Below are 23,073 nucleotides of genomic sequence, written 5' to 3'. Positions count from 1 at the left end.
AGATGGCCATCGAGGCCGGCGGTTTCGAGGGCGTCGAGCCGACGCCGACCGCACTTCCATAGGGCGCAGGTAATGTCCACGATAGCAGAGAATATTGCAAAGGTTGCCGCGCGCATCCGTGAGGCAGCGCAAGCTGCGGGGCGCGATCCGGCCACGGTCGGCCTGCTCGCCGTGAGCAAGACCAAGCCCGCCGCCGCGGTGCGCGAGGCGCACGCCGCCGGCCTTCGCGACTTCGGCGAAAACTACCTGCAGGAGGCCCTCGGCAAGCAGGCCGAACTGGCCGACCTACCCTTGAACTGGCACTTCATCGGCCCCATCCAGTCGAACAAGACGCGGCCCATCGCCGAGCATTTCCAGTGGGTGCACTCGGTGGACCGGTTGAAGATCGCGCAGCGCCTGTCGGAGCAACGCCCGGCCGGGCTGCCGCCCCTGAATGTCTGCCTGCAGGTCAACGTCAGCGGCGAAGCCAGCAAGTCCGGCTGCGCCCCCGAGGACCTGCCGGCCCTGGCCGAGGCCGTGAAGCAACTGCCCAACCTCCGATTGCGTGGCCTGATGGCCATCCCCGAACCCACCGCCGAACGCGCCGCGCAACACGCCGCGTTCGCCCGCCTGCGCGAACTGCTGCTGGACCTGAACCTTGGCCTGGACACCCTGTCCATGGGCATGAGCGACGACCTCGAGGCAGCCATCGGCGAAGGTGCGACCTGGGTCCGCATCGGTACCGCCCTGTTCGGCGCCCGCGACTACGGCGCGCCGGCTTCTTGAAGGAATCCCCTATGAGCACACCCCGCATAGCGTTCATCGGCGCCGGCAACATGGCCGCCAGCCTGATCGGCGGCCTGCGCGCCCAAGGCGTGCCGGCGGCGCAGATCCGCGCCAGCGACCCGGGCGCCGAGCAACGCGCGAAGATCGCCGGCGAGTTCGCCATCGACGTGGTCGAGTCCAACGCCGAGGCCGTGGCTGACGCCGACGTCGTGGTCCTGTCGGTCAAGCCGCAGGCCATGAAAGCCGTGTGCCAGGCCTTGGCGCCGGCGCTGAAGCCGGAGCAACTGATCGTCTCCATCGCCGCCGGCATCCCCTGCGCCAGCCTCGAAGCCTGGCTCGGCCAGCCGCGCCCGGTGGTCCGCTGCATGCCCAACACCCCGGCGCTGCTGCGCCAGGGCGCCAGCGGGCTGTACGCCAACGCGCAGGTCAGCGCCGCGCAACGCGAGCAGGCCGGGCAGTTGCTGTCCGCGGTGGGCATCGCCCTGTGGCTGGACGACGAAGCGCAGATCGACGCGGTGACCGCAGTGTCGGGCAGCGGCCCGGCGTATTTCTTCCTGCTGATGCAGGCCATGACCGACGCCGGCGAGAAGCTCGGCCTGTCCCGCGAGACAGCCTCGCACCTGACCCTGCAGACCGCCCTCGGCGCGGCGCAGATGGCGCTGTCCAGCGAGGTCGAGCCGGCCGAACTGCGGCGCCGGGTGACTTCGCCCAACGGCACCACCGAGGCGGCGATCAAATCCTTCCAGGCCAACGGCTTCGAAGCACTGGTGGAGCAGGCCCTGAACGCCGCCAGCCAGCGCTCCGCCGAGCTGGCCGAACAGCTTGGCCAATAAGGAGTAGTCGATGATCGGCCTCAACACCGCTGCTATCTATATCCTCCAGACCCTCGGCAGCCTCTACTTGCTGATCGTGCTGCTGCGCTTCATCCTGCAGCTGGTCCGCGCGGACTTCTACAACCCCCTCAGCCAGTTCATCGTGCGCGCCACCAAGCCGCTGCTGAACCCGCTGCGGCGGATCATCCCCGGCTTCGGTGGGATCGACCTGGCCTCGCTGGTGCTGGCGATCCTGATCCAACTGGTGCTGATGATCCTGATCCTGATGCTGATGGGCTACGGCGTCGGCGGCTTCATCATGCAACTGCTGATCTGGTCGATCATCGCCGTCACCTCGCTGTTCCTGAAGGTGTTCTTCTTCGCCCTGATCATCAGCGTGATCCTTTCCTGGGTCGCCCCGGGCAGCTACAACCCCGGCGCGCAACTGGTGAACCAGATCTGCGAACCGCTGCTGATGCCGTTCCGCAAGCTCCTGCCGAACCTCGGCGGACTGGATCTCTCGCCGATCTTCGCGTTCCTCGCGCTGAAGCTGATCGACATGCTGGTGATCAACAACCTGGCGGCCATGACCGGCATGCCCCAGCAGTTGAGCATTTTCCTCTGAGCTTCTACCGCTGGGACGGCGAGGACCTGCTCCTCGATTGCCACCTGCAGCCCAAGGCGAGCCGCGACGAGTTCGCCGGGCTGCACGGCGAGCGCCTGAAGATCCGCCTCACCGCACCGCCGGTGGAGGGCAAGGCCAACGCCCATCTGCTGGCCTTCCTCGGCAAGGCCTTCGGCGTGGCCAAGAGCCTGGTGAGTCTCGAAAGCGGCGAGCTGAACCGGCAGAAACGGGTGCGCATCCGCCGTCCGACCCGATTGCCGGAGGAACTGGGGATCGCCGCTCGACCCGCTTGACCGACCTTACGTGCAGGAATGTGAAGCAGGCCAATTGACGCTCCCCCGCTCCCCCGCATAATCCACGCCATCCTTCCCCCGCCGGTCCCGCGCCCTGGAGCCCCTGGATGAGCATGGAAAGACTCAGCCATCAAATCGACGCCTACGTCGCCTGGAAGCGCGAGCTGATGCGGGAAATCACCCGCTATCGCGGCTGGCTGGAGCGCAGCCGGCTGAACAGCCCGGCGGTCGAGGCCAAGCTCGAACGCGCCCTGCGCCAACTACGCGCGGACCACATCACCCTGGCCTTCGTCGGCGAGTTCTCGCGTGGCAAGACCGAGCTGATCAACAGCCTGTTCTTCGCCGGCTACGGCCAGCGCATGCTGCCGTCCCACGCCGGGCGCACCACCATGTGCCCCACCGAGCTGTTCCACGATCCGCGCGCCGAGCGCAGCTACATCCGCCTGCTGCCGATCGAGACGCGCCTGGCCGACGCCAGCGTCGCCCAGTTCAAGCGCGTGCCGCGCCACTGGGTGAACATTCCGCTGGACACCGGCGACCCGGAGGGCATGGCCCAGGCCTTCGCCCAGGTCGCCAAGACCAAGGCGCTGCCGGTGGAACAGGCGATCCAGCTCGGCTTCCACCCGGATGCCCTGGAAGCCGCCGACGAGCCCGACCAGGTGCGCGTCCCGGCCTGGCGCCACGCCCTGGTCAACTTCGACCACCCGCTGCTGCGCCAGGGCCTGCGGATCCTCGACACGCCTGGCCTGAATGCCCTCGGCAGCGAGCCGGAGCTGACCCTGTCGATGCTGCCCAACGCCCAGGCGATCCTGTTCCTGCTGTCCGCCGACGCCGGTGTCACCGCCTCGGACATGGATATCTGGCAGAAGTACATCCAGCCACTGCGCGAGGACGGCCACAGCAGCCTGTTCGCCGTGCTGAACAAGATCGACGTGCTCTGGGACGACCTTTCCGGCGAGCGCTTCGTACAGAACGCCATCCGCCTGATCCAGGACGGCACGGCCCGCCAGCTCGGCCTGCAGCGCGGCGACGTGCTGCCACTGTCGGCGAAGCAGGCGCTGCTGGCCAAGGTCCGCGGCGAACCGGCGCTGCTCGAACGCAGTCGCCTGGATCGGCTGGAAGCGCTGCTCTGCGAGCGCATCGTCGCGCAGAAGGAAGCGCTGCTGGAGAACTCCGTGCTCGGCCAGGTCCTTGGCCTGCTGCACAACAGCCAGCATCTGCTGCGCCTGCGCCTGGAGAAGGTCGAGGAACAGCGCGCGCTGCTCGACGACAAGCAGCGCGACAGCGGCCAACTGCTGTTCGAACTGACCGCGAAGACCAAGGACGACCACGGCCGCCACCACCGCCGCCTGCTCAACCTGAAGACCAACCAGCGCCTGCTGCAGCACCAGGGCGCGACGCTGCGCGAGACGATCCGCAGCGAACGCATGGAACAGCACCTGCAGAAGGTGCGGCGCAACCTCAACGGCAGCCTGACCACGGTCGGCATCAACCAGGCGATCCTGGCGTTCTTCCGCGCGGTGGAGCACGACCTCGACAACCTCGAGCACGAGGCCGGCATGGCCAACCGCATGGTCGCCGCCATCTACCGCCGGCACAACGAGGAGAACCCGCTCTACGCCCTCGACGCGCCGCAGCTACGGGTCCAGCGCTACCAGCGCGAACTGTTGCAACTGAAGAAGAAGGGCGACCAGTTCCGCCTGCAGCTGAAGACCGTGCTTACCGAGCAACGCCTGCTGACCCGGCGCTTCTTCGCCACCCTGGTGCAGGAGGTGGTCGGCCTGCACCAGCGCCTGCGCGAGGAAACCGAGCGCTGGGCCAACGACGCGCTGATGCCGCTGATGCAGCACACCCTGGAAAACAAACAGTTGCTCGAAAGCCACATGCTCCGCCTCAAGGGCCTGGCCCAGGAGACCCAGCAGGTACGCCAGCGCAGCCAGGCCTTCGCCGGGTTCGCCGGGGAATTGCAGGAACAGTTGCGCGAAGCCGGCGACATCCTCCGCCAGTTGCGCCGCCCCTCGCCCCTGCAGCGCCAGGCCAAGGTGGTCAACCTGCCCGGCTCGCAGCGCGCCTGACCCCGCTCCCACGGCGCGCGCCAGCGCGCTTGCCGCTGGGGGCGACGCTCTTTAGACTGGCGCCCTCCTTTGTTCGAGAGCAGGGTCGATGCCCACAGTCTTCCCCGACGACTCCGTCGGTCTGGTCTCCCCCCAGACGCTGCACTTCAACGAACCGCTCGAGCTGACCAGCGGCAAGTCCCTGGCCGAGTACGACCTGGTGATCGAAACCTACGGCGAGCTGAATGCCACGCAGAGCAACGCGGTGCTGATCTGCCACGCCCTCTCCGGCCACCACCACGCCGCCGGCTACCACAGCGTCGACGAGCGCAAGCCGGGCTGGTGGGACAGCTGCATCGGTCCGGGCAAGCCGATCGACACCCGCAAGTTCTTCGTCGTTGCCCTCAACAACCTCGGCGGTTGCAACGGTTCCAGCGGCCCCGCCAGCATCAATCCGGCGACCGGCAAGGTCTACGGCGCGGACTTCCCGATGGTCACGGTGGAAGACTGGGTGCATAGCCAGGCGCGCCTGGCAGACCGCCTCGGCATCCGCCAGTGGGCCGCGGTGGTCGGCGGCAGCCTCGGCGGCATGCAGGCGCTGCAATGGACCATCAGCTACCCCGAGCGCGTCCGTCACTGCCTGTGCATCGCCAGCGCGCCGAAGCTGTCGGCGCAGAACATCGCCTTCAACGAAGTCGCCCGGCAGGCGATTCTTTCCGACCCTGAGTTCCTCGGCGGCTACTTCCAGGAACAGGGCGTGATTCCCAAGCGCGGCCTCAAGCTGGCGCGGATGGTCGGCCATATCACCTACCTGTCCGACGACGCCATGGGCGCCAAGTTCGGCCGCGTACTGAAGACCGAGAAGCTCAACTACGACCTGCACAGCGTCGAGTTCCAGGTCGAGAGCTACCTGCGCTACCAGGGCGAGGAGTTCTCCACCCGCTTCGACGCCAATACCTACCTGCTGATGACCAAGGCGCTGGACTATTTCGACCCCGCCGCCGCCCATGGTGACGACCTGGTGCGCACCCTGGAGGGCGTCGAGGCGGACTTCTGCCTGATGTCCTTCACCACCGACTGGCGTTTCTCGCCGGCCCGCTCGCGGGAAATCGTCGACGCCCTGATCGCGGCGAAAAAGAACGTCAGCTACCTGGAGATCGACGCCCCGCAAGGCCACGACGCCTTCCTCATGCCGATCCCCCGGTACCTGCAAGCCTTCAGCGGTTACATGAACCGCATCAGCGTGTGAGGATCCGATGCGCGCCGATCTCGAAATCATCCAGGAATGGATTCCCGCCGGCAGCCGCGTCCTCGACCTCGGCTGCGGCGACGGCGAACTCCTGGCCTGGCTGCGCGACCACAAGCAGGTCAGCGGCTACGGCCTGGAGATCGATCCCGATAACATCGCCCGTTGCATCGAAAACGGGGTGAACGTGATCGAGCAGGACCTCGACAAGGGCCTGGGCAACTTCGCCAGCGACAGCTTCGACGTGGTGGTGATGACCCAGGCGCTACAGGCCGTGCACTATCCGGACAAGATCCTCGAAGAGATGCTGCGGGTCGGCAAGACCTGCATCATCACTTTCCCCAACTTCGGCCACTGGCGCTGCCGCTGGTACCTGGCGCGCAACGGCCGGATGCCGGTCTCCGAGTTCCTGCCGTATACCTGGTACAACACGCCGAACATCCATTTCTGCACCTTCCAGGACTTCGAGCGCCTGTGCCGCCAGTTGCGCATGCGCGTGCTCGACCGCCTGGCCGTGGACCGTGACCACCGGCATGGCTGGGCCAGCCGGCTGTGGCCTAATCTATTGGGTGAGATTGGAATCTACCGGGTCACCGGACCCGGAGTGCAGACCCGCAACCTCGCCGTCTAGGAACGCGCCAGGCTGCGGGCCAGGGCCGGGCGCCCCTCCGCTCGTCCTCGGGAGAGCGCTGCCGAAGCCGGCCAAGGCCGCCGGCAGCAGACCATGGACAACGTCCATGCCACCTTTCAGGAGAAACCACCATGCGCCGCTTCACCGCTTTCGTCCTCGGCCTCTGCCTGAGCCTGCCGGTCCTCGCCGAGCAGGTGCAGCGCTTCGGCGACCTGGACGTCCACTACAACGTGTTCAACTCCAGCTTCCTCCAGCCCAACGTGGCCAGCGCGGTCGGCCTGGTACGCAGCAAGGCGCAGGGCGTGATCAACGTGGTGCCTATGGAGAAAGGCAAGCCGGTAGAGGCCGCCGTGACCGGCTCGGCCAAGGACCTGACCGGCAAGGTCATCCCCCTGGAGTTCCGCCGAGTCAGCGAGGAAGGCGCCATCTACAACCTGGCGCAATTCCCGATCAGCCAGCGCGAGACCCTGGTCTTCACCATCAAGGTCGAGGCCAAGGGCGAACCTGCGCAAACCTTCAGTTTCAACAAGGAAATCTTCCCGGACGAATGATCAAGCTCGAACAGCTGGTGCTGGCCAGCCACAATGCCGGCAAACTCAAGGAACTCCAGGCCATGCTCGGCGCCAGCGTGAAGGTGCGCTCGATCGGCGAGTTCAGCCAGGTGGAACCGGAGGAAACCGGTCTTTCCTTCGTCGAGAACGCCATCCTCAAGGCACGCAACGCCGCACGCCTCTCCGGCCTGCCGGCGCTGGCCGACGACTCCGGGCTGGCGGTGGACTTCCTCGGCGGCGCGCCGGGCATCTACTCGGCGCGCTATGCCGACGGCCGGGGCGACGCGGCGAACAACGCCAAGCTGCTGGAGGCCATGAAGGATGTCCCGGACGCCGAGCGCGGCGCACAGTTCGTCAGCGTGCTGGCGCTGGTGCGCCACGCCGACGACCCGCTGCCGATCCTCTGCGAGGGCATCTGGGAAGGCCGCATCCTCCGCGAAGCCCGCGGCGCCCACGGCTTCGGCTACGACCCGCTGTTCTGGGTGCCGGAACGCGACTGCTCCAGCGCCGAGCTGGCGCCCGAGGAGAAGAACCGCCTCAGCCACCGAGCCCGCGCCATGGCCCTGCTCAAGCAGCGCCTGGGTCTCTGAGCCGCAACCGCCGGCGCCGCCCCCGGGCGGCGTCGGCACGGCGTTTCGTCCGGCCGCCTTGGAGGTTGGCCGAACTCATGCCACGATAGCGCCCCGAAACCGCCTCCACCCCGCCCCGCCGTGACCCAAGCCACCCCGTTCCAGCTCCCGCCCCTGGCCCTGTACGTGCACATCCCGTGGTGCGTGCGCAAGTGCCCGTATTGCGACTTCAACTCCCACGCCGCTGGCCCGGAGCTGCCCGAAGAGGCCTATGTCGACGCCCTGCTCGCCGACCTGGAGCAAGACCTGCGCCATGTCCACGGCCGGCGCCTGGGTTCGATCTTCTTCGGCGGCGGCACGCCCAGCCTGTTCTCGGCCAAGGCCCTGGGCCGGCTACTGGAAGGCGTCGAGCGCAGGGTCGGCTTCGCCGACGGCATCGAGATCACCCTGGAAGCCAATCCCGGCACCTTCGAACAGGTCAAGTTCGCCGACTACCGGCGCCTCGGCATCAATCGCCTGTCCATCGGCGTGCAGAGCTTCCAGGCCGACAAGCTGCAGGCCCTGGGGCGCATCCACGACGGCGCCGAGGCAGTGCGCGCCGCCGACATGGCGCGCCAGGCCGGCTTCGACAACTTCAACCTCGACCTGATGCACGGCCTGCCCGGGCAGAGCCTCGACGACGCCCTGGCCGACCTGCGCCAGGCCCTCGCCCTGGCCCCCACGCACCTCTCCTGGTACCAACTGACCATGGAGCCGAACACGGTGTTCTGGAGCCAGCCGCCGGAGCTGCCCGAGGACGACATCCTCTGGGACATCCAGGAAGCCGGCCAGGCCCTGCTCGACGAGCACGGCTACCGCCAGTACGAGACCTCCGCCTACGCCCGCGACGGCCTGCGCGCCCGGCACAACCTGAACTACTGGAGCTTCGGCGACTTCCTCGGCATCGGCGCCGGCGCCCACGCCAAGCTGAGCGCGCCGGACGGACGCATCGTGCGGACCTGGAAGACCCGCCTGCCGAAGGACTACCTCAACCCGCAAAAGGCCTTCCAGGCCGGCGAGCGCCCGCTGGAAGCGGCCGACCTGCCATTCGAGTTCATGATGAACGTGCTGCGCCTGGTCGACGGCGTCCCCGCCGCGCTCTACCCGCAGCGCACCGGCCAGCCACTGGCGGCGATCGCCGATGCCTGCGCCGCCGCGCGCGACGCCGGGCTGCTCGCCGACGACCCGCAGCACCTGCGTCCCAGCGAACGCGGCCAGCTGTTCCTCAACGACCTGCTGCAACATTTCCTGCCGTGACGACGGATGCACGCCCATCCGTGCCGGCAGGCAGGTAAACTCCGCCGACCGACACGCCGATTCGTTACAAGGAACCCTCGATGGATTACGCGCTGGACCTGATCGCCACCCTGTCGCGCTGGAGCCGCAGCCACCTGTCGGACATTTCCCTGGCCATCATGGCCACCCTGCTGGTGCTGTTCGGCCCGGCGATCAACGCCTGGGTACAGCAGCGCATCGGCAGCCTCAACTTCGTCTTCCGCACCCTGCTGTTCGTGTTGATCTGCGCTGTCGGCTACGGCCTGGCGATGGTCTTCGTCACCCCCTGGCTGGCCAAGGGCCTCGGCTACTTCAACAACTACACCCTGGCGCCCGTGCTCCTGCTAGTGTTCTTCGTGATCGGCATGATCGCCGATCGCAGCTGAGCCCCCGGTCTCCCGGCGGCCAGCGCCGTCCCCAAGAGCGTCATGGCCTCCGGGAGCCCGCATGAAACCGATCAAGCACCTCTACCTGCATTTCACCGACGGCCAGCGCCTGTCGCTGCGCTTCCCGCGCCAGCAGGACGACCCGGCCGAGGTTGCCCGCAGCATCCGTCAGCAACTGGACACGCCCTATCTCAGCGTCGAGGTCGACGGCGACCTGCTGCTGATTCCGCGGGACAGCATCAAGTACCTGCAGATCAGCCCGGCGCCGGCGCGCCTGGACGACGACGGCACGCTACGCGGCGCCGAGCTGATCGTCTGAGGGCCGTCCGCCTCAGTTCCCCTCCCGGCGCAGCGCCTGCGGGGTGAAGTCGCGCGGCCCGACCTGCACGCCGAAGTCGTACATCGGCTCGTTGTTGTCCAGCCCATCGACGAAGTAGCGGCCGCCCTTGAAGTCGTAGATCGCTTCCAGGGTGCTGGAGACCAGCGGCACATCGTAGTAGTTGATCGGATGGACTTCCTGGGCCCGGGTCAGCACGCCATCCTTGTCGTAGATGTCGGCGGCGAGGATCTGCCAGCTGTCTTCGTCGAGGTAGAAGCGGCGCTTGGCGTAGGGATGGCTGAAGCCCTTGCGCAGGGTCGCCTCGACCACCCAGACGCGATGCAGCTCGTAGCGCAGCAGGTCGGGATTGATGAAGCGGCTCTTGAGTATGTCGCCATAGGCGAGGCCCTTCTGGTGCACCGCGTAGCTGTTGTAAGGCACCAGCATCTCGCGCTTGCCGAGCAACGCCCACTCGTAGTGGTCCGGTGCACCGTTGTAGACATCCACGGTGTCCGCCGTGGCCATGCCGTTGGTATCCGGCTGCAGGCTGTCGTAGGCCAGGGTCGGCAAGCGCCGCACGCGCCGCTCGCCACGGTTGAAGCGCCAGGCCTTGCGGATCGACAGCACCTGGTCGAGGGTTTCCTGCACCACCAGCGCCGAACCGGCCAGGCGCGCCGGCGCGACCACCTTGTACTTGTAGTAGAACAACGTGTTGTCGAGGTTCTCCGGGATCATCCCCTCGCGGCCATAGACGAAGTACAGGTAGCGGTCGAGCTTGAGCAGGTTGTAGCTGCCGTTGGCCAGCACCGCCGCCTGGTTGGTCTGCAGGTGCAGTTGCTCGCCGCGGTAGCGCATGATGTGGTTCCAGATCGCTTCCTGGCCGCTCTGCGGCAGGGGGAAGGGCACGCCGGCGGCAGCGCCCTGCACGCCGTTGCCGTCGGCGATCAGCTCGGCGCGGCTGGCGTTGGCGCGGGTAGCGTCGTACAGGCGCTGCGGCAGGGATGCGCTGCGGCGGGTGGGGAAGACCCGCAGGTGGTAGTCCGGGTTGGCCTGCAGCAAGGCCTGGGTGCCCGGCGTCAGCAGCGCCTGGTAGGCGGCCATGTTGCGGCTGTCGAGGACCAGGCGCGGACGATCGGCGGCGAACGGGTCGAGGTGATGCATGCCGGGCCGGTAGCCGGCCGGCGCCTGGGTGATGCCGCCGGTCCAGGGCGGGATGCTGCCATCGGCGTTGCCGGCCCGCTCCGCCCCCAGCGGGGTCAGGTCCTGGTCCAGGCGTGCGGCCTGGACTTCGTCTACCTTGGCCTGCGCCGCCCAGGCGCAACCGGCCCCGAGCAACAGGATGCCCAGTTTCTTCAACACAGCAGTCTCCTTTGCAGCCGGCCGAGCCGTGCCGCTCTTATTATTGGATCCGGCCGAAGCCGGGAAACGTGCAGCTTGAAGGTGAGGTCCGCCGGGTGTTCCCGGTCTGCTTGGAGTCCCGGCGCCGGTTCGGCGCCAGGGGTACGTCGCTGGTGCGGTGGATCAGTCGACGCGCTCGAACTTGAGGTCCCAGACGCCATGTCCCAGGCGCTCCCCGCGCCGCTCGAACTTGGTCACCGGACGCTCTTGCGGGCGCGGCACGAAGCGGCCGTCTTCGGCCTGGTTGCGGTAGCCCGGCGCCGCGCTCATGACGTCCAGCATGTGCTCGGCATAGGGCTCCCAGTCGGTGGCCATGTGCAGCACGCCGCCGACCTTCAGCTTGCGCCGCACCAGTTCGGCGAATTCCGGCTGGACGATCCGCCGCTTGTGGTGGCGCTTCTTGTGCCAGGGATCGGGGAAGAACAGCAGCAGCCGATCGAGGCTGGCGTCGGCCACGCAGTGGCGCAGCACTTCCAGCGCGTCGCAGCTATACACCCGCACGTTGCCCAGGCCCTGGGTCAGCAGGCCATTGAGCAGCGCGCCGACGCCCGGCTTGTGCACCTCGACGCCGATGAAGTCGATGTCAGGCGCAGCGGCGGCCATTTCCAGGGTGGAATGGCCCATGCCGAAGCCGATCTCGAAAGTCCGCGGCGCCTGGCGACCGAAGATCGCGTCGAAGTCCTGGACCTCATCGCTCAGTTCCAGGCCGAACTTCGGCCAGCCCAGGTCGAGGCCACGCTGCTGGCCTTCGGTCATGCGCCCGGCGCGCATCACGAAGCTCTTCACGGTGCGCATCGGCCGTGCTTCGTCGTGTTCCGCCAGGGAGTCCTGGGCCGGGGATTGCGGGGTATCGCTCATGGAAAAGAAAACCTTGCTAGAGACAGAAGGGCGGGCTGCCTGCCGGACGCTTCCCGCATCCGGCGGACAGCCCGCCCCAGGTAGTCGGTATCAGTCGATCAGGCCGTCCAGCGGCGACGAGGCGCTGGCATACAGCTTGCGCGGCATGCGTCCGGCCAGGTAGGCGAGACGACCGGCGACGATCGCGTGCTTCATGGCCTCGGCCATCATCACCGGGTCCTTGGCATGGGCGATGGCGGTGTTCATCAGCACCGCCTCGCAACCCAGCTCCATGGCGATCGCTGCATCGGAAGCGGTGCCCACGCCGGCGTCGACCAGCACCGGGACCTTGGCTTCCTCGAGGATGATGCGCAGGTTGTAGGGGTTGCAGATGCCCAGGCCGGAGCCGATCAGGCCGGCCAGCGGCATCACCGCGATGCAGCCGATCTCGGCCAGTTGGCGGGCGATGATCGGGTCGTCGCTGGTGTACACCATCACGTCGAAGCCGTCCTTCACCAGTTGCTCGGCGGCCTTGAGGGTCTCGACGACGTTGGGGAACAGGGTCTTCTGGTCGGCGAGGACTTCCAGCTTGACCAGGTTGTGCCCGTCCAGCAGCTCGCGGGCCAGGCGGCAGGTGCGCACGGCCTCGACCGCGTCATAGCAGCCGGCGGTGTTCGGCAGGATGGTGTAGCGATCCGGCGGGATCACATCCAGCAGGTTCGGCTCGTCGGGATTCTGCCCGATGTTGGTGCGCCGCACCGCCACCGTGACGATCTCCGCTCCGGAGGCCTCGATGGCCCGGCGGGTCTCGTCGAGGTCCTTGTACTTGCCGGTCCCCACCAGCAGGCGCGAGCCATAGGTACGGCCGGCGATGACGAAGGGGGTATCGGTACTGGATGCTTGGCTCATCGGATGACTCCTGGATGGAAAGGCTTGCGGGGCCGATGGAAGGGTTCGGGGGCCAGGCCTAGCCGCCGCCGATGGCGTGGACGATCTCCACGCGGTCGCCATCCTTGAGCGCGGTGCTGGCGTGCTGGCTGCGCGGCACGATATCCAGGTTCAGCTCGACGGCCACGCGGCGGCCGCCAAGCTCCAAGCGGGCCAGCAGGTCCGCGACGCTCTGCGCGTCGGGCAGCTCGAAGGGCTCGCCGTTCAGTTGAATCTGCATGGCTGGACGGTCACGAAAGTGAAAGGGAGCGGCATTCTAGCCCGATCCACCCCGATGACCAAGGCGCCTTGTCGACAAGTGCGCCGCCTGAGGCAACCGGTCTCAGGCGTTGCCCAGGCGCCAGGCGGCCAGCCCCAGGCACAGCCAGCCGGCGAGGAAGGAGACGCCGCCGAACGGGGTGACGATGCCGAGCTTGCCGATGCCACTGAGGGTCAGCAGGTAGAGGCTGCCGGAGAACAGCAGGATGCCCAGCGTGAACAGGCCACCCGCCGCGCTCACCAGGCGGCCGTCCAGGCGGGTGGCGAGCAGCGCCACGCCGAACAGCGCCAGGGCATGGATCAACTGGTAGTGCACGCCGGTCTGGAATACCGCCAGGTACTCGGCGCTCAGCTGCTTCTTCAGGCCGTGGGCGGCGAACGCCCCGAGGGCCACGCCGGTGAAACCGAAAAATGCCGCCAACAACAGGAAGGGACGAAGCATGGACAAGACTCCGGTGATAGCATCCAGCCCGCTATAATGGCCGCCCCCTTCTTCCAAGCCAAGCCGCGCATGTTGCGATCCCTGTTCCGCCGCCTGTTCAAGTACCTGCTCTGGTTCATGGCCTCCAGCGTCGTGCTGGTCGCGGTCCTGCGCTGGGTGCCGCCACCGGGGACCATGGTCATGGTCGAACGCAAGGTCGGCTCCTGGGTCGACGGCCAGCCCATCGACCTGCAGCGCGACTGGCGCTCCTGGGAGCAGTTGCCGGACAGCCTGAAGGTCGCGGTGATCGCCGGCGAGGACCAGCACTTCGCCGAGCACCACGGCTTCGACCTGCCGGCCATCCAGCAGGCCCTCGCGCACAACGAGCGCGGCGGCAGTATCCGCGGCGCCAGTACGCTCAGCCAGCAGGTGGCGAAGAACGTCTTCCTCTGGTCCGGGCGCAGTTGGCTGCGCAAGGGCCTGGAGGCCTGGTTCACCCTGCTGATCGAGACGCTCTGGACCAAGCAACGGATTCTCGAGGTCTACCTGAACAGCGCCGAATGGGGCCCGGGCGTCTTCGGCGCGCAGGCTGCGGCACGCTATCACTTCGGCCTCGACGCCGAGCGCCTGAGCCGCACCCAGGCCAGCCAGCTCGCCGCGGTGCTGCCCAGCCCGCTGAAATGGAGCGCGGCCAGGCCGGGCCCCTACGTACGCCAGCGCGCGGCCTGGATTCGCCAGCAGATGTGGCAGTTGGGCGGCGACGACTACCTGCTGCGCCTGGAGCGCTGAAAGCTCAACGCGGCGGTTTTTCCAGGGCCTGGCGCGGCACCGCGAGCATCAGTCGCAAGTCGTCGTCCGGCAGGTGCGCGGTCAGGCCCAGTTGCGGATAGACCCAGGCCTCGCCCTGGGCCAGTTGCAGGCGCAGGCGCGGCTGGCCGAGACTGGCCAGCAGCCGCTCGGCACCGACCCTGCCTTCGGGAATCATGCTCAGCGCCACGATCGGCTTGTCGCCCAACTGTCCTTCCAATCCGGCGCTCAATGGCTGCGGCGCGCTGCCAGGCTGCAACGCAGATGCCCGCTGCAGGCTCAGTTGCTCCTCGGCGCTCAGGCCCAGCTCGCCTTCCACCTGCCAGGGGCCGCCGTCGCCCAGCAGGCGGCCACGGAAGGCCAGGCGCACGCCATCCAGGCGCGGGTCCACCCACAACTCGCCATCCACCGCGTCGTGCAGCTGGCGCAGGGTCAAGGCGTTGTCCGCCAACGGCGCCAGCACCTGCTCCTGCCAGTCGGCCAGCCACGGCAACGGCCGTGCCGGTTCCGGCGTACGGACCAGCCAGGCGCCGACGACGAAGGTCAGGACCGCCAGCGACAGGTAGAACAGCCAGCGGGTATTGCGCGGCATGGGATTCCTCCGGGCAGAAAAAAACCGCACCCTTGCGGGGTGCGGTTTTCGCGAGGCGCGGCGATCAGGCGAGAATCCGCCCTTTCAGCTTGCTCATGGCGTTCTTTTCCAGCTGCCGGATACGCTCGGCGGAAACGTTGTACTTTTCCGCCAGGTCGTGCAGCGTGGCCTTCTCCTCGGACAGCCAGCGCTGCTGGAGAATGTCGCGGCTGCGCTCGTCGAGGCCTTCCAGCGCCTCGTGCAGGTTGGCGCTGGAGCTGTCGCTCCAGTCGGCGTCTTCCAACTGGCGCGCCGGGTCGTAGCGGTGGTCTTCGAGGTAATGCGCCGGCGACTGGTAGGCGCTCTCGTCGTCCGCGTCGGCGGCCGGGTCGAACGCCATGTCCTGGCCGGTCAGGCGGCTTTCCATCTCGCGCACTTCGCGGGGCTCGACCCCCAGGCTCTCGGCGACGCGATGGACTTCCTCGTTGTTCAACCAGGCCAGGCGCTTCTTCTGGCTGCGCAGGTTGAAGAACAGCTTGCGCTGCGCCTTGGTGGTGGCGACCTTGACGATCCGCCAGTTGCGCAGGATGAACTCGTGGATCTCCGCCTTGATCCAGTGCACGGCGAAGGACACCAGGCGAACGCCCATTTCCGGGTTGAAACGCTTCACGGCCTTCATCAGGCCGACGTTGCCTTCCTGGATCAGGTCGGCCTGGGCCAGGCCGTACCCCGAATAACTCTTGGCGATATGAACAACGAAGCGCAGGTGCGCCAACACCATCTGCCGCGCCGCTTCCAGGTCTTGCTGATAGAAGAGGCGTTCGGCCAGTTCACGCTCCTGTTCCGGCGACAACAGCGGAATGCTGTTCACCGAGTGCACGTAGGCTTCCAGGTTTGCGCCTGGAACCAAGGCATGTACAGGTTGCAAAGAAGTGGTCATGCGAATCCTCCGATTCACGAAACTCGCGCAGTGTAGCACTCGGATATCTGACTGCAAGCGGGTGTATAAGTTCCTTTACAGCGACCCGCTGGCCGGTCGTGATCCGCCTGTCCTCAGCGCGGCGCCAGCTCGCGCAGGTGGCGGGCCACGGCCAGCCAGGCGCCGACCCAGCCAAGCAGCACCGCGCCCACGGTCAGCGACAGGCCGTCGTCCAGCGGCACGCCCTGCAAGCCGAAGTCGCTGCCGTACAGCCCTGAAAGGTTGACCACCGAACCGTTCAGCCAGTTCAGCGAATAGGCCAGCAGCGCCCAGGACAGGATGCCCGCGCCCAGGCCGTACAACGCGCCCATGTACAGGAATGGCCGGCGCACGTAACCGTCCGTCCCGCCGACCAGCTTGATCACCTCGATTTCGTTACGGCGATTTTCGATGTGCAGGCGGATGGTGTTGCCCACCACCAGCAAGAGGGTCAGCACCAGCAGGATGGTCAGGCCGAAGACGAAGCGTTCGCCGAGCTTGAGGATCGCGCTCAGGCGCTCGACCCATACCAGGTCGAGCTGCGCCTGCTGCACATGAGGCAGCTCCGCGAGCTGCTGGCGCAGTGCCTCCAGGCCAGCCCGGTCGATCTGCTTGGGCGTGACCGAGATCACCGGCGGCAGCGGGTTCTCCGGCAGCTCCTTGAGCGCTTCGCCCAGGCCGGACTGTTCCTGCAATTCGCTGAGCGCCTGCTCGCGGCTGATCAATTGGGCCTCGATCACGTCCGGCAGGCGCTCGATCTGCTCGCGCAGGTCCTGGCCCTGGTTTTCGCTGGTCTTCAGGTCGAGGAACAGGGAGATCTGCGCCGCCCGCTGCCAGGAGCCGCCGAGCCGTTCGACATTGTTCAGCAGCAGCGAGAGGCCCATCGGCAGGCTCAGGGTGATACCCATCACCAGGCAGGTGAAGAAGCTGCCGAACGGGTGGCCGAACAACCGGCGCAGGCTGTCCACCAGGCTGGCGCGATGGCTTTCCAGGTAGGCGCTGAACGAGCCGCTCCAGTCGGTCTGCTCCTGGCTCGGTTTCTCGCGGGTCTTGCGTTCCGGTGCGCCCTCTTCGGGGCCACGGGGAAGATCGTTGGCGCTCATCAGGCCTCATCCTCACGGTCAGCGATGATCCGGCCACGCTGCAGGGTCAGCATGCGATGGCGCATACGGGCGATCAGGGCCAGGTCGTGGCTGGCGATCAGTACGGTGGTGCCCAGGCGATTGATATCCTCGAACACGCCCATGATTTCCGAGGCGAGTCGCGGGTCGAGGTTGCCGGTGGGTTCGTCCGCCAGCAGCAGGGCCGGCTGGTGGACGATGGCGCGGGCAATGCCGACCCGCTGCTGCTGGCCGGTGGAAAGGTCGGAAGGCAACGCCTCGCCCTTTTCCTTCAGGTTCACCCGCTCCAGGGCCGAGGCCACGCGCTTGGCGATCTCCGGCTTGGGCATGCCGAGGATCTGCAGCGGCAGGGCGATGTTGTCCGCCACCGTACGATCGGTGAGCAGTTGGTGGTTCTGGAACACCACGCCGATCTGCCGGCGCAGGAAAGGGATCTGCGCGGTAGTGATGCGCCCCAGGTCCTGGCCGCCGAGCAACAGCTTGCCGCTGGTCGGTCGCTCCATCGCTAGGATGAGGCGCAGCAGGGTGCTCTTGCCGGCGCCGGAGTGGCCGGTGACGAAGAGGATCTCGCCACGGTGCACGCGGAAGGACACCTCGTGCAGGCCTACGTGGCCGTTGGGATAGCGTTTGCCGACCTGCTCGAAGCGGATCATGCGTTCTCCCGCTCTGCGAAGAGTGCCTGGACGAAGGCGTCGGCCTCGAAGGTACGGAGATCGTCGATCCCCTCGCCGACACCGATATAGCGGATCGGCAGGCCGAACTGCTTGGCCAGGGCGAAGATCACCCCGCCCTTGGCGGTGCCGTCCAGTTTGGTCAGGGCCAGGCCGGTCAGCTCCACCGCGAGGTTGAACTGCTTGGCCTGGTTGATGGCGTTCTGCCCGGTGCCGGCGTCGAGCACCAGCAGGACCTCATGGGGCGCCGTCTCGTCCAGCTTGCCGATCACCCGGCGCACCTTCTTCAGCTCCTCCATCAGGTTGTCCTTGGTATGCAGGCGTCCGGCGGTATCGGCGATCAGCACGTCGATGCCGCGGGCCTTGGCGGCCTGCACCGCGTCGAAGATCACCGAGGCGGAGTCGGCGCCGGTGTGCTGGGCGATCACCGGGATGCGGTTGCGCTCGCCCCAGACCTGCAACTGCTCCACGGCGGCGGCGCGGAAGGTGTCGCCGGCGGCCAGCATGACCTTCTTGCCCTCGAGTTGCAGCTTCTTCGCCAGCTTGCCGATGGTGGTGGTCTTGCCCACGCCGTTCACCCCGACCACCAGGATCACATAGGGCTCGCGCGCGACGTCGACCTGCAACGGCTGCTCCACCGGGCGCAGCAGGCTGGCCAGCTCTTCCTGCAGCGCCTTGTACAGCGCGCCGCTGTCGGCCAGCTCCTTGCGCGCCACGCGCTTGGTCAGGTTCTGCACGATCAGGGTGGTGGCCTCGACGCCGACGTCGGCGGTCAGCAGGCGCGTCTCGATGTCGTCGAGCAGGTCGTCGTCGATTTCCTTGCGGCCGAGGAACAGGCTGGCCATGCCTTCGCCGATGCTGGCGCTGGTCTTGGACAGTCCCTGCCGGAGGCGGGCGAAGAAGCCCGGCCTGGTCGCCGGCTCGCTGACTGCCGGAGCGGCGGCCAGCGGCGCAACGGGCTCGGGCTCGGGCTCGGGCTCGGGCTCGGGCTCGGCAGCCAGGATAGGCTCGGGTTGCGCGACGGGCGCCTCGGGCCGGGGCGAATGCTCCTCGGCCGACGCTGGCTGGTCACTGGCGAGCGGTGCTTCGGCAACCGGCGCCGGCTCGGCCGGCTCGGCAGCAGAGGGCTGCTGCCGACCTGGCTGTTCTGTCAGGGATTGCGCCACGTCATCGGCAGGCGCGCGCTGCTCGGCGGCCGCTGTCTCGGAGACCGGCTCGACAGGCTGATCGGCAGGCTGCTCGCCGGCTTGCGGCTTTTTCCGCCACCAGCCGAACAGACCTTTCTTTTCCCCGCCCTGCGGGGCCTTCTTGTCGTCGTTGGAACCAAACATGAATGCTTGTATCTCAAGGGAGCGGCACGGGACGTGGCCGCCCGGAAAACGGATGGGTATCCTAGCATCTCCTCGCCCGACGGGGCTAAGGGTCCTGCCCCGCAGTGACCTGAGACCCCGGTGGCGGCACGAAAGGTCCAGATCACCATGAAAACCCCAGCTCGCCGCCGCGTCGGCCTGCTCCTAGCCAGCCTTTGTCTCCCGCTTTTCGCCCAGGCGGCGGAAACCCAGCCCACCCACGAGTTCAGCCTCGACAACGGCCTGAAGGTCATAGTGCGTGAAGACCACCGCGCCCCGGTGGTGGTTTCCCAGCTCTGGTACAGGATCGGCTCCAGCTACGAGACACCCGGGCTCACCGGCCTGTCCCACGCCCTCGAACACATGATGTTCAAGGGCAGCCGCAAGCTCGGCCCGGGCGAAGCCTCGCGGGTGCTGCGCGACCTGGGTGCGGAAGAGAACGCCTTCACCACCGACGACTACACCGCCTATTACCAGGTCCTGGCCCGCGACCGCCTGCCGGTGGCGCTGGAGATGGAAGCCGACCGCATGGCCCACCTGAGCCTGCCGGCCGACCAGTTCAAGAGCGAGATCGAGGTGATCAAGGAGGAGCGCCGCCTGCGCACCGACGACAATCCCAACGCCCTCGCCTTCGAGCGCTTCAAGGCCGCCGCCTACCCGGCCAGCGGCTACCACACCCCGACCATCGGCTGGATGGCCGACCTGCAGCGCATGACCATCGACGACCTGCGCCACTGGTACGAATCCTGGTACGCGCCGAACAACGCCACCCTGGTAGTGGTCGGCGACGTCACCGCCGACGAGGTCAAGACCCTCGCCAAGCGCTACTTCGGCGAGATCCCCTGGCGCCAGCTGCCGCCGGCGCGCAAGCCGCTGGAACTGGCCGAGCCCGGCGAGCGCCGGCTCAAGCTGTACGTACGCACCCAGCTGCCGAACCTGATCATGGGCTTCAACGTGCCCAGCCTGGGCAGCAGCGAGAACCCTCGCGAAGTCAACGCCCTGCGCCTGATCGGCGCGCTGCTCGATGGCGGCTACAGCGCCCGCCTGGCCTCGCGCCTGGAGCGCGGCGAGGAGCTGGTCGCCGGCGCCTCCACCTACTATGACGCGTTCAACCGCGGCGACAGCCTGTTCGTCCTCTCGGCCACGCCGAACGTGCAGAAGGGCAAGACCCTCGAGCAGGTCGAGGCCGGTCTGTGGAAGCAGCTCGATGACCTCAAGCAGAACCCGCCCAGCGCCGCGGAGATCGAGCGCGTGCGCGCGCAGATGATCGCCGGGATGGTCTACGAGAAGGACTCCATCGCCGCCCAGGCCAGCAGCATCGGCCAGCTGGAAAGCGTCGGCCTGTCCTGGAAGCTGATCGACCAGGACCTGGAGGCCCTCAAGGCAGTGACTCCGGACGATATCCAGAAAGCCGCCCGCACCTATTTCACCCCGTCGCGCCTGACCCTGGCGCAAGTGCTGCCTGTGAAGGCCGAGGAAAAGGAGGCCCGTCATGAGTGAGCGCACAGGGCTGCGTTATGGCCTGCTCGGCCTGATCGTCATCGCGTTGCTGGCCGCGCTGGCCTATTTCGTCGCGCGTCCCCCCCAGACCCCGGCGGCGGCCCATGCCGCGGCGGTCGAGGAAAACCAGTTGCAGTCGCTGAAGGACGTCGCCAAGCAGGCGCCGGTCCATCGCAAGCTGGACATCCAGGAATGGAAGACCGCCGAAGGTGCCAAGGTACTGTTCGTCGAAGCCCATGAACTGCCGATGTTCGACCTGCGCCTGACCTTCGCCGCCGGCAGCAGCCAGGACGCCGGCACCCCCGGCCTGTCGATGCTGACCAACGCCATGCTCAACGAAGGCGTGCCGGGCAAGGACACCACTGCCATCGCCGCCGGCTTCGAGGACCTCGGCGCCTCGTTCAGCAACGGCTCCTACCGCGACATGGCGGTGGCCGGCCTGCGCAGCCTGTCCGATGCCGACAAGCGGACCCAGGCGCTGAAGCTGTTCGAACAGGTGATCGGCCAGCCGACCTTCCCCGAGGACGCTCTGGCACGCATCAAGAACCAGGTCCTGGCCGGTTTCGAGTACCAGAAGCAGAACCCCGGCAAGCTGGCCGGCCTGGAGCTGTTCAAGCGCCTCTATGGCGAGCATCCCTACGCGCACTCCAGCGACGGCGACGAAAAGTCCGTTCCAACGATCAGCCGCGAACAATTGCAGGCGTTCCACAAGAAGGCCTACGCCGCCGGCAACGTGGTCATCGCGCTGGTCGGCGACCTCTCGCGGCAGGAGGCCGAAGCGATCGCCGCGGAAGTCTCCAAGGCGCTGCCCCAGGGCCCGGCGCTGGCCAAGACCGTCCAGCCGGAAACGCCCAAGCCCGGCCTGACGCACATCGACTTCCCCTCCGAGCAGACCCACCTGATGCTCGCCCAGCTTGGCATCGACCGCCAGGATCCCGACTACGCGGCGCTCTACCTGGGCAACCAGATCCTCGGCGGCGGCGGCTTCGGCACCCGCCTGATGGACCAGGTGCGAGAAAAGCGCGGCCTGACCTACGGCATCTATTCCGGCTTCACCGCCATGCAGGCACGCGGTCCGTTCATGATCAACTTCCAGACCCGCGCCGAACTCAGCGAGGGGGCGCTGAAGCTGGTCCAGGACATCGTCCGCGACTACCTGGCCAACGGCCCGACCCAGAAGGAACTGGACGACGCCAAGCGCGAACTGGCCGGCAGCTTCCCGCTGTCCACCGCGAGCAACGCCGACATCGTCGGCCAGCTCGGCGCCATCGGTTTCTACGGCCTGCCGCTGGACTACCTGGAAAGCTTCCTCAAGCAGGTCGAGGGACTCAGCGTCGAACAGGTCAGGAGCGCCATGGCCAAGCACCTGGACGCCGACGCTTTCGTCATCGTCAGCGCCGGCCCGAGCGTGCCGCAGAAACCCTTGCCGCCACCCACCGCCAAGCCGGCCCAGCAACCCAGCGGCGTTCCGGAGCATTGATGAGCAAACCTACTGCGAAAGCCCCCGGCCGCCACGGCGGCCAGGGACAGCTGCGGATCATCGGTGGCGAATGGCGCAGCCGGCGTTTCGTCTTTCCCGACGGGCCCGGCCTGCGACCGACCCCGGACCGGGTCCGCGAGACCCTGTTCAACTGGCTGGCACCCTATGTCGAAGGCGCACGGGTGCTCGATCCCTTCGCCGGCAGCGGCGCGCTGTTCCTCGAGGCGTTGTCGCGCGGCGCCCGCGAAGGGCTGGCCCTGGATACCAACGGCGAAGCGGTGGCGGCCCTGCGCAACCACCTCGACGCGCTCAAGTGCGGCACCGCCCAACTGGTCCTCGGCGATGCCGTGCGCTACCTGGGAAACCAGGCTCCGAGCGCCTTCGACCTGGTGTTCCTCGACCCGCCGTTCCATCAGAACCTGCTGCAGGACGCCTGCCGCCTGCTCGAAACCCGCGGCTGGCTGAACCCCGACGCCTGGATCTATACCGAGAGCGAGAGCGTCCCCTCGTCCCTCGGCCTGCCCGGAAACTGGCGGCTGCACCGGGAAAAGAAAGCCGGCAACGTACATTACGCGCTCTGGCAGCGGGGAGCCTGAGGATGAGCCCGGCTTCCGCGAGCATTCGCCAACGCCTGCTGGCGCTTGGCGAGCCTTGCGCGGCGCAACCCGCCGCCGACTGGCAGGGCGATATCGCCCTGCCCGCCGAGCTGGAGCGTTTCTACCGCGAGGTCGGCCCACTCGACTGCACCCTGGAGAGTGCCGGCAACCCATTTTTCCTGCCGTCCCTGGCCCGCCTCTGGCAGCGCCAGGCCGGCTATCGCTGGCACGGCATCAGCGGCGAGCGCCTGTCGGGCTGGCAGGACGACTGGCTGGTGGTGGCCGACCAGGGCGCCGACCCGTTCATCCTCGAGACCGGCAGCGGGCGCATACTCTTCGACCTGCATGGCGGCAGGGGCTGGGACCCGGCGCCGTGCTTCGACGACCTGTGGCAGATGGCGGCCAGCCTGGCCTGCTTCGGCGAGGTCTGGAGCGGCGCCGGCGAGGACATCCTGCTGGACGACTGCAGCGTCGCGCCCCGCTATCGGCAGCAGCTCGTCGACGAACTGCAACCGATCCTCGGTTCGCGCCAGCGGGCGGAGGACCTCGCCGACGAGTTCGGCTGGTAAGCTGGTGGCCACACCACCACCGCC

At 67.5% G+C, this 23,073-nt stretch carries 27 protein-coding genes; 17 read left to right on the top strand and 10 right to left on the bottom strand.

What is annotated here, in order from left to right:
* Nucleotides 1-72 precede the first annotated feature (72 nt).
* From ACYAF3_RS13455 to ACYAF3_RS13400, 12 genes are all read left to right on the top strand, one after another.
* On the top strand, nt 73-765 hold the full coding sequence (locus ACYAF3_RS13455; protein ID WP_003084549.1) for a YggS family pyridoxal phosphate-dependent enzyme: 693 nt from the start codon (nt 73-75) through the stop codon (nt 763-765).
* 11 nt (nt 766-776) lie between these two features.
* Nucleotides 777-1,598, top strand: coding sequence for a pyrroline-5-carboxylate reductase (gene proC / locus ACYAF3_RS13450; RefSeq protein ID WP_105579182.1), 822 nt, complete (start codon nt 777-779; stop codon nt 1,596-1,598).
* 10 nt (nt 1,599-1,608) lie between these two features.
* The gene (locus tag ACYAF3_RS13445) at nt 1,609-2,202 is read left to right on the top strand and encodes a YggT family protein (RefSeq protein WP_003084544.1); all 594 of its coding nucleotides are present in this window, start codon (nt 1,609-1,611) and stop codon (nt 2,200-2,202) included.
* Entirely contained in the window at nt 2,199-2,495 is a 297-nt protein-coding gene (locus ACYAF3_RS13440) for a DUF167 domain-containing protein (protein WP_031628111.1), read from the top strand. The genes ACYAF3_RS13445 and ACYAF3_RS13440 overlap by 4 nt, the downstream gene beginning before the upstream one ends.
* 107 nt (nt 2,496-2,602) lie before the next feature.
* Entirely contained in the window at nt 2,603-4,570 is a 1,968-nt protein-coding gene (locus ACYAF3_RS13435) for a dynamin-like GTPase family protein (protein WP_003118802.1), read from the top strand.
* A gap of 88 nt (nt 4,571-4,658) precedes the next feature.
* Nucleotides 4,659-5,798 carry a homoserine O-succinyltransferase MetX gene (gene metX / locus ACYAF3_RS13430; protein ID WP_003084535.1) on the top strand — a complete coding sequence of 380 codons (1,140 nt, stop codon included), beginning with the start codon at nt 4,659-4,661 and terminating at the stop codon, nt 5,796-5,798.
* Nucleotides 5,799-5,805: 7 nt separating this feature from the next.
* Nucleotides 5,806-6,426 (top strand): methionine biosynthesis protein MetW, encoded by a 621-nt coding sequence (gene metW / locus ACYAF3_RS13425; protein ID WP_003084530.1) that lies wholly within the window; start codon nt 5,806-5,808, stop codon nt 6,424-6,426.
* 131 nt (nt 6,427-6,557) lie between these two features.
* Nucleotides 6,558-6,977 carry a DUF4426 domain-containing protein gene (locus ACYAF3_RS13420; protein ID WP_003100965.1) on the top strand — a complete coding sequence of 140 codons (420 nt, stop codon included), beginning with the start codon at nt 6,558-6,560 and terminating at the stop codon, nt 6,975-6,977.
* Complete coding sequence (gene rdgB / locus ACYAF3_RS13415) at nt 6,974-7,567, top strand: RdgB/HAM1 family non-canonical purine NTP pyrophosphatase (RefSeq protein ID WP_003084527.1); 594 nt, start codon at nt 6,974-6,976, stop codon at nt 7,565-7,567. Before ACYAF3_RS13420 ends, rdgB begins: the two co-directional genes overlap by 4 nt.
* Before the next feature lie 120 nt (nt 7,568-7,687).
* Nucleotides 7,688-8,842: a radical SAM family heme chaperone HemW gene (hemW, locus tag ACYAF3_RS13410; RefSeq protein ID WP_003114885.1), complete on the top strand. Its 1,155-nt coding sequence runs from the start codon at nt 7,688-7,690 to the stop codon at nt 8,840-8,842.
* Nucleotides 8,843-8,922: 80 nt separating this feature from the next.
* Nucleotides 8,923-9,246 carry a DUF3392 domain-containing protein gene (locus tag ACYAF3_RS13405; protein WP_003084525.1) on the top strand — a complete coding sequence of 108 codons (324 nt, stop codon included), beginning with the start codon at nt 8,923-8,925 and terminating at the stop codon, nt 9,244-9,246.
* 61 nt (nt 9,247-9,307) lie between these two features.
* Nucleotides 9,308-9,565 carry a hypothetical protein gene (locus tag ACYAF3_RS13400; protein ID WP_003084524.1) on the top strand — a complete coding sequence of 86 codons (258 nt, stop codon included), beginning with the start codon at nt 9,308-9,310 and terminating at the stop codon, nt 9,563-9,565.
* Nucleotides 9,566-9,577: 12 nt separating this feature from the next.
* On the opposite strand, the gene ACYAF3_RS13395 is transcribed toward ACYAF3_RS13400, so the two are convergent.
* The 5 genes from ACYAF3_RS13395 to ACYAF3_RS13375 form a co-directional block, all read right to left on the bottom strand.
* On the bottom strand, nt 9,578-10,924 hold the full coding sequence (locus ACYAF3_RS13395) for a DUF1329 domain-containing protein (RefSeq protein ID WP_003114884.1): 1,347 nt from the start codon (nt 10,922-10,924) through the stop codon (nt 9,578-9,580).
* Between the two features lie 162 nt (nt 10,925-11,086).
* Entirely contained in the window at nt 11,087-11,758 is a 672-nt protein-coding gene (trmB, locus tag ACYAF3_RS13390) for a tRNA (guanosine(46)-N7)-methyltransferase TrmB (RefSeq protein ID WP_003118800.1), read from the bottom strand.
* A 153-nt stretch (nt 11,759-11,911) separates the two neighbouring features.
* Nucleotides 11,912-12,709, bottom strand: coding sequence for a thiazole synthase (locus tag ACYAF3_RS13385; protein ID WP_003084517.1), 798 nt, complete (start codon nt 12,707-12,709; stop codon nt 11,912-11,914).
* 58 nt (nt 12,710-12,767) lie between these two features.
* Nucleotides 12,768-12,968: a sulfur carrier protein ThiS gene (gene thiS / locus ACYAF3_RS13380; protein WP_003084514.1), complete on the bottom strand. Its 201-nt coding sequence runs from the start codon at nt 12,966-12,968 to the stop codon at nt 12,768-12,770.
* A gap of 102 nt (nt 12,969-13,070) precedes the next feature.
* Nucleotides 13,071-13,448: a DUF423 domain-containing protein gene (locus ACYAF3_RS13375; protein ID WP_003084513.1), complete on the bottom strand. Its 378-nt coding sequence runs from the start codon at nt 13,446-13,448 to the stop codon at nt 13,071-13,073.
* A 36-nt stretch (nt 13,449-13,484) separates the two neighbouring features.
* Between ACYAF3_RS13375 and mtgA the strand changes: the two genes are divergently transcribed.
* Nucleotides 13,485-14,216 carry a monofunctional biosynthetic peptidoglycan transglycosylase gene (gene mtgA, locus ACYAF3_RS13370; protein ID WP_073658746.1) on the top strand — a complete coding sequence of 244 codons (732 nt, stop codon included), beginning with the start codon at nt 13,485-13,487 and terminating at the stop codon, nt 14,214-14,216.
* Between the two features lie 4 nt (nt 14,217-14,220).
* Here the strand turns inward: mtgA and ACYAF3_RS13365 are convergent, their stop codons facing one another.
* The 5 genes from ACYAF3_RS13365 to ftsY all read right to left on the bottom strand — a co-directional run bounded on the left by ACYAF3_RS13365 (nt 14,221) and on the right by ftsY (nt 18,886).
* Nucleotides 14,221-14,826: a hypothetical protein gene (locus tag ACYAF3_RS13365; protein ID WP_003084511.1), complete on the bottom strand. Its 606-nt coding sequence runs from the start codon at nt 14,824-14,826 to the stop codon at nt 14,221-14,223.
* Nucleotides 14,827-14,890: 64 nt separating this feature from the next.
* Nucleotides 14,891-15,745, bottom strand: coding sequence for an RNA polymerase sigma factor RpoH (gene rpoH, locus ACYAF3_RS13360; protein ID WP_003084510.1), 855 nt, complete (start codon nt 15,743-15,745; stop codon nt 14,891-14,893).
* 113 nt (nt 15,746-15,858) lie between these two features.
* Nucleotides 15,859-16,866 (bottom strand): permease-like cell division protein FtsX, encoded by a 1,008-nt coding sequence (ftsX, locus tag ACYAF3_RS13355; protein WP_003084508.1) that lies wholly within the window; start codon nt 16,864-16,866, stop codon nt 15,859-15,861.
* Nucleotides 16,866-17,537 (bottom strand): cell division ATP-binding protein FtsE, encoded by a 672-nt coding sequence (gene ftsE, locus ACYAF3_RS13350; RefSeq protein ID WP_003084505.1) that lies wholly within the window; start codon nt 17,535-17,537, stop codon nt 16,866-16,868. Before ftsE ends, ftsX begins: the two co-directional genes overlap by 1 nt.
* On the bottom strand, nt 17,534-18,886 hold the full coding sequence (ftsY, locus tag ACYAF3_RS13345) for a signal recognition particle-docking protein FtsY (protein WP_128669577.1): 1,353 nt from the start codon (nt 18,884-18,886) through the stop codon (nt 17,534-17,536). The genes ftsE and ftsY overlap by 4 nt, the downstream gene beginning before the upstream one ends.
* A 120-nt stretch (nt 18,887-19,006) precedes the next feature.
* Here ftsY and ACYAF3_RS13340 point away from each other — a divergent pair, with 120 nt between their 5' ends.
* From ACYAF3_RS13340 to ACYAF3_RS13325, 4 genes are read left to right on the top strand one after another with little or no spacing between them, the layout of a single operon-like run.
* On the top strand, nt 19,007-20,404 hold the full coding sequence (locus ACYAF3_RS13340; protein ID WP_003084498.1) for a M16 family metallopeptidase: 1,398 nt from the start codon (nt 19,007-19,009) through the stop codon (nt 20,402-20,404).
* Nucleotides 20,397-21,884, top strand: coding sequence for a M16 family metallopeptidase (locus ACYAF3_RS13335; RefSeq protein WP_003459246.1), 1,488 nt, complete (start codon nt 20,397-20,399; stop codon nt 21,882-21,884). The genes ACYAF3_RS13340 and ACYAF3_RS13335 overlap by 8 nt, the downstream gene beginning before the upstream one ends.
* Nucleotides 21,884-22,480 (top strand): 16S rRNA (guanine(966)-N(2))-methyltransferase RsmD, encoded by a 597-nt coding sequence (gene rsmD, locus ACYAF3_RS13330; RefSeq protein WP_003102864.1) that lies wholly within the window; start codon nt 21,884-21,886, stop codon nt 22,478-22,480. The genes ACYAF3_RS13335 and rsmD overlap by 1 nt, the downstream gene beginning before the upstream one ends.
* A gap of 2 nt (nt 22,481-22,482) precedes the next feature.
* The gene (locus ACYAF3_RS13325) at nt 22,483-23,049 is read left to right on the top strand and encodes a hypothetical protein (RefSeq protein WP_003084491.1); all 567 of its coding nucleotides are present in this window, start codon (nt 22,483-22,485) and stop codon (nt 23,047-23,049) included.
* Nucleotides 23,050-23,073: the final 24 nt, after the last annotated feature.

It is taken from the genome of Pseudomonas sp. TZ252 (assembly GCF_056110345.1).
Note: the sequence above shows the minus strand (reverse complement) of the source record. Positions and strands in the feature narration are given on the sequence as shown.

Bases quoted from the DNA above. Each gene is read 5' to 3' on its own strand.
- ACYAF3_RS13335 (WP_003459246.1), top strand. From the start codon at position 20,397: ATGAGTGAGCGCACAGGGCTGCGTTATGGCCTGCTCGGCCTGATCGTC.
- rpoH (WP_003084510.1), bottom strand. From the start codon at position 15,745: ATGACCACTTCTTTGCAACCTGTACATGCCTTGGTTCCAGGCGCAAAC.
- ftsE (WP_003084505.1), bottom strand. From the start codon at position 17,537: ATGATCCGCTTCGAGCAGGTCGGCAAACGCTATCCCAACGGCCACGTA.
- ACYAF3_RS13385 (WP_003084517.1), bottom strand. From the start codon at position 12,709: ATGAGCCAAGCATCCAGTACCGATACCCCCTTCGTCATCGCCGGCCGT.
- ACYAF3_RS13400 (WP_003084524.1), top strand. From the start codon at position 9,308: ATGAAACCGATCAAGCACCTCTACCTGCATTTCACCGACGGCCAGCGC.
- ACYAF3_RS13455 (WP_003084549.1), top strand. From the start codon at position 73: ATGTCCACGATAGCAGAGAATATTGCAAAGGTTGCCGCGCGCATCCGT.
- ftsY (WP_128669577.1), bottom strand. From the start codon at position 18,886: ATGTTTGGTTCCAACGACGACAAGAAGGCCCCGCAGGGCGGGGAAAAG.
- ACYAF3_RS13405 (WP_003084525.1), top strand. From the start codon at position 8,923: ATGGATTACGCGCTGGACCTGATCGCCACCCTGTCGCGCTGGAGCCGC.
- proC (WP_105579182.1), top strand. From the start codon at position 777: ATGAGCACACCCCGCATAGCGTTCATCGGCGCCGGCAACATGGCCGCC.
- mtgA (WP_073658746.1), top strand. From the start codon at position 13,485: ATGGCCGCCCCCTTCTTCCAAGCCAAGCCGCGCATGTTGCGATCCCTG.
- ACYAF3_RS13365 (WP_003084511.1), bottom strand. From the start codon at position 14,826: ATGCCGCGCAATACCCGCTGGCTGTTCTACCTGTCGCTGGCGGTCCTG.
- rsmD (WP_003102864.1), top strand. From the start codon at position 21,884: ATGAGCAAACCTACTGCGAAAGCCCCCGGCCGCCACGGCGGCCAGGGA.
- metW (WP_003084530.1), top strand. From the start codon at position 5,806: ATGCGCGCCGATCTCGAAATCATCCAGGAATGGATTCCCGCCGGCAGC.
- metX (WP_003084535.1), top strand. From the start codon at position 4,659: ATGCCCACAGTCTTCCCCGACGACTCCGTCGGTCTGGTCTCCCCCCAG.
- ACYAF3_RS13325 (WP_003084491.1), top strand. From the start codon at position 22,483: ATGAGCCCGGCTTCCGCGAGCATTCGCCAACGCCTGCTGGCGCTTGGC.
- rdgB (WP_003084527.1), top strand. From the start codon at position 6,974: ATGATCAAGCTCGAACAGCTGGTGCTGGCCAGCCACAATGCCGGCAAA.
- ACYAF3_RS13435 (WP_003118802.1), top strand. From the start codon at position 2,603: ATGAGCATGGAAAGACTCAGCCATCAAATCGACGCCTACGTCGCCTGG.
- trmB (WP_003118800.1), bottom strand. From the start codon at position 11,758: ATGCGCACCGTGAAGAGCTTCGTGATGCGCGCCGGGCGCATGACCGAA.
- thiS (WP_003084514.1), bottom strand. From the start codon at position 12,968: ATGCAGATTCAACTGAACGGCGAGCCCTTCGAGCTGCCCGACGCGCAG.
- ftsX (WP_003084508.1), bottom strand. From the start codon at position 16,866: ATGAGCGCCAACGATCTTCCCCGTGGCCCCGAAGAGGGCGCACCGGAA.
- ACYAF3_RS13375 (WP_003084513.1), bottom strand. From the start codon at position 13,448: ATGCTTCGTCCCTTCCTGTTGTTGGCGGCATTTTTCGGTTTCACCGGC.
- ACYAF3_RS13420 (WP_003100965.1), top strand. From the start codon at position 6,558: ATGCGCCGCTTCACCGCTTTCGTCCTCGGCCTCTGCCTGAGCCTGCCG.
- ACYAF3_RS13445 (WP_003084544.1), top strand. From the start codon at position 1,609: ATGATCGGCCTCAACACCGCTGCTATCTATATCCTCCAGACCCTCGGC.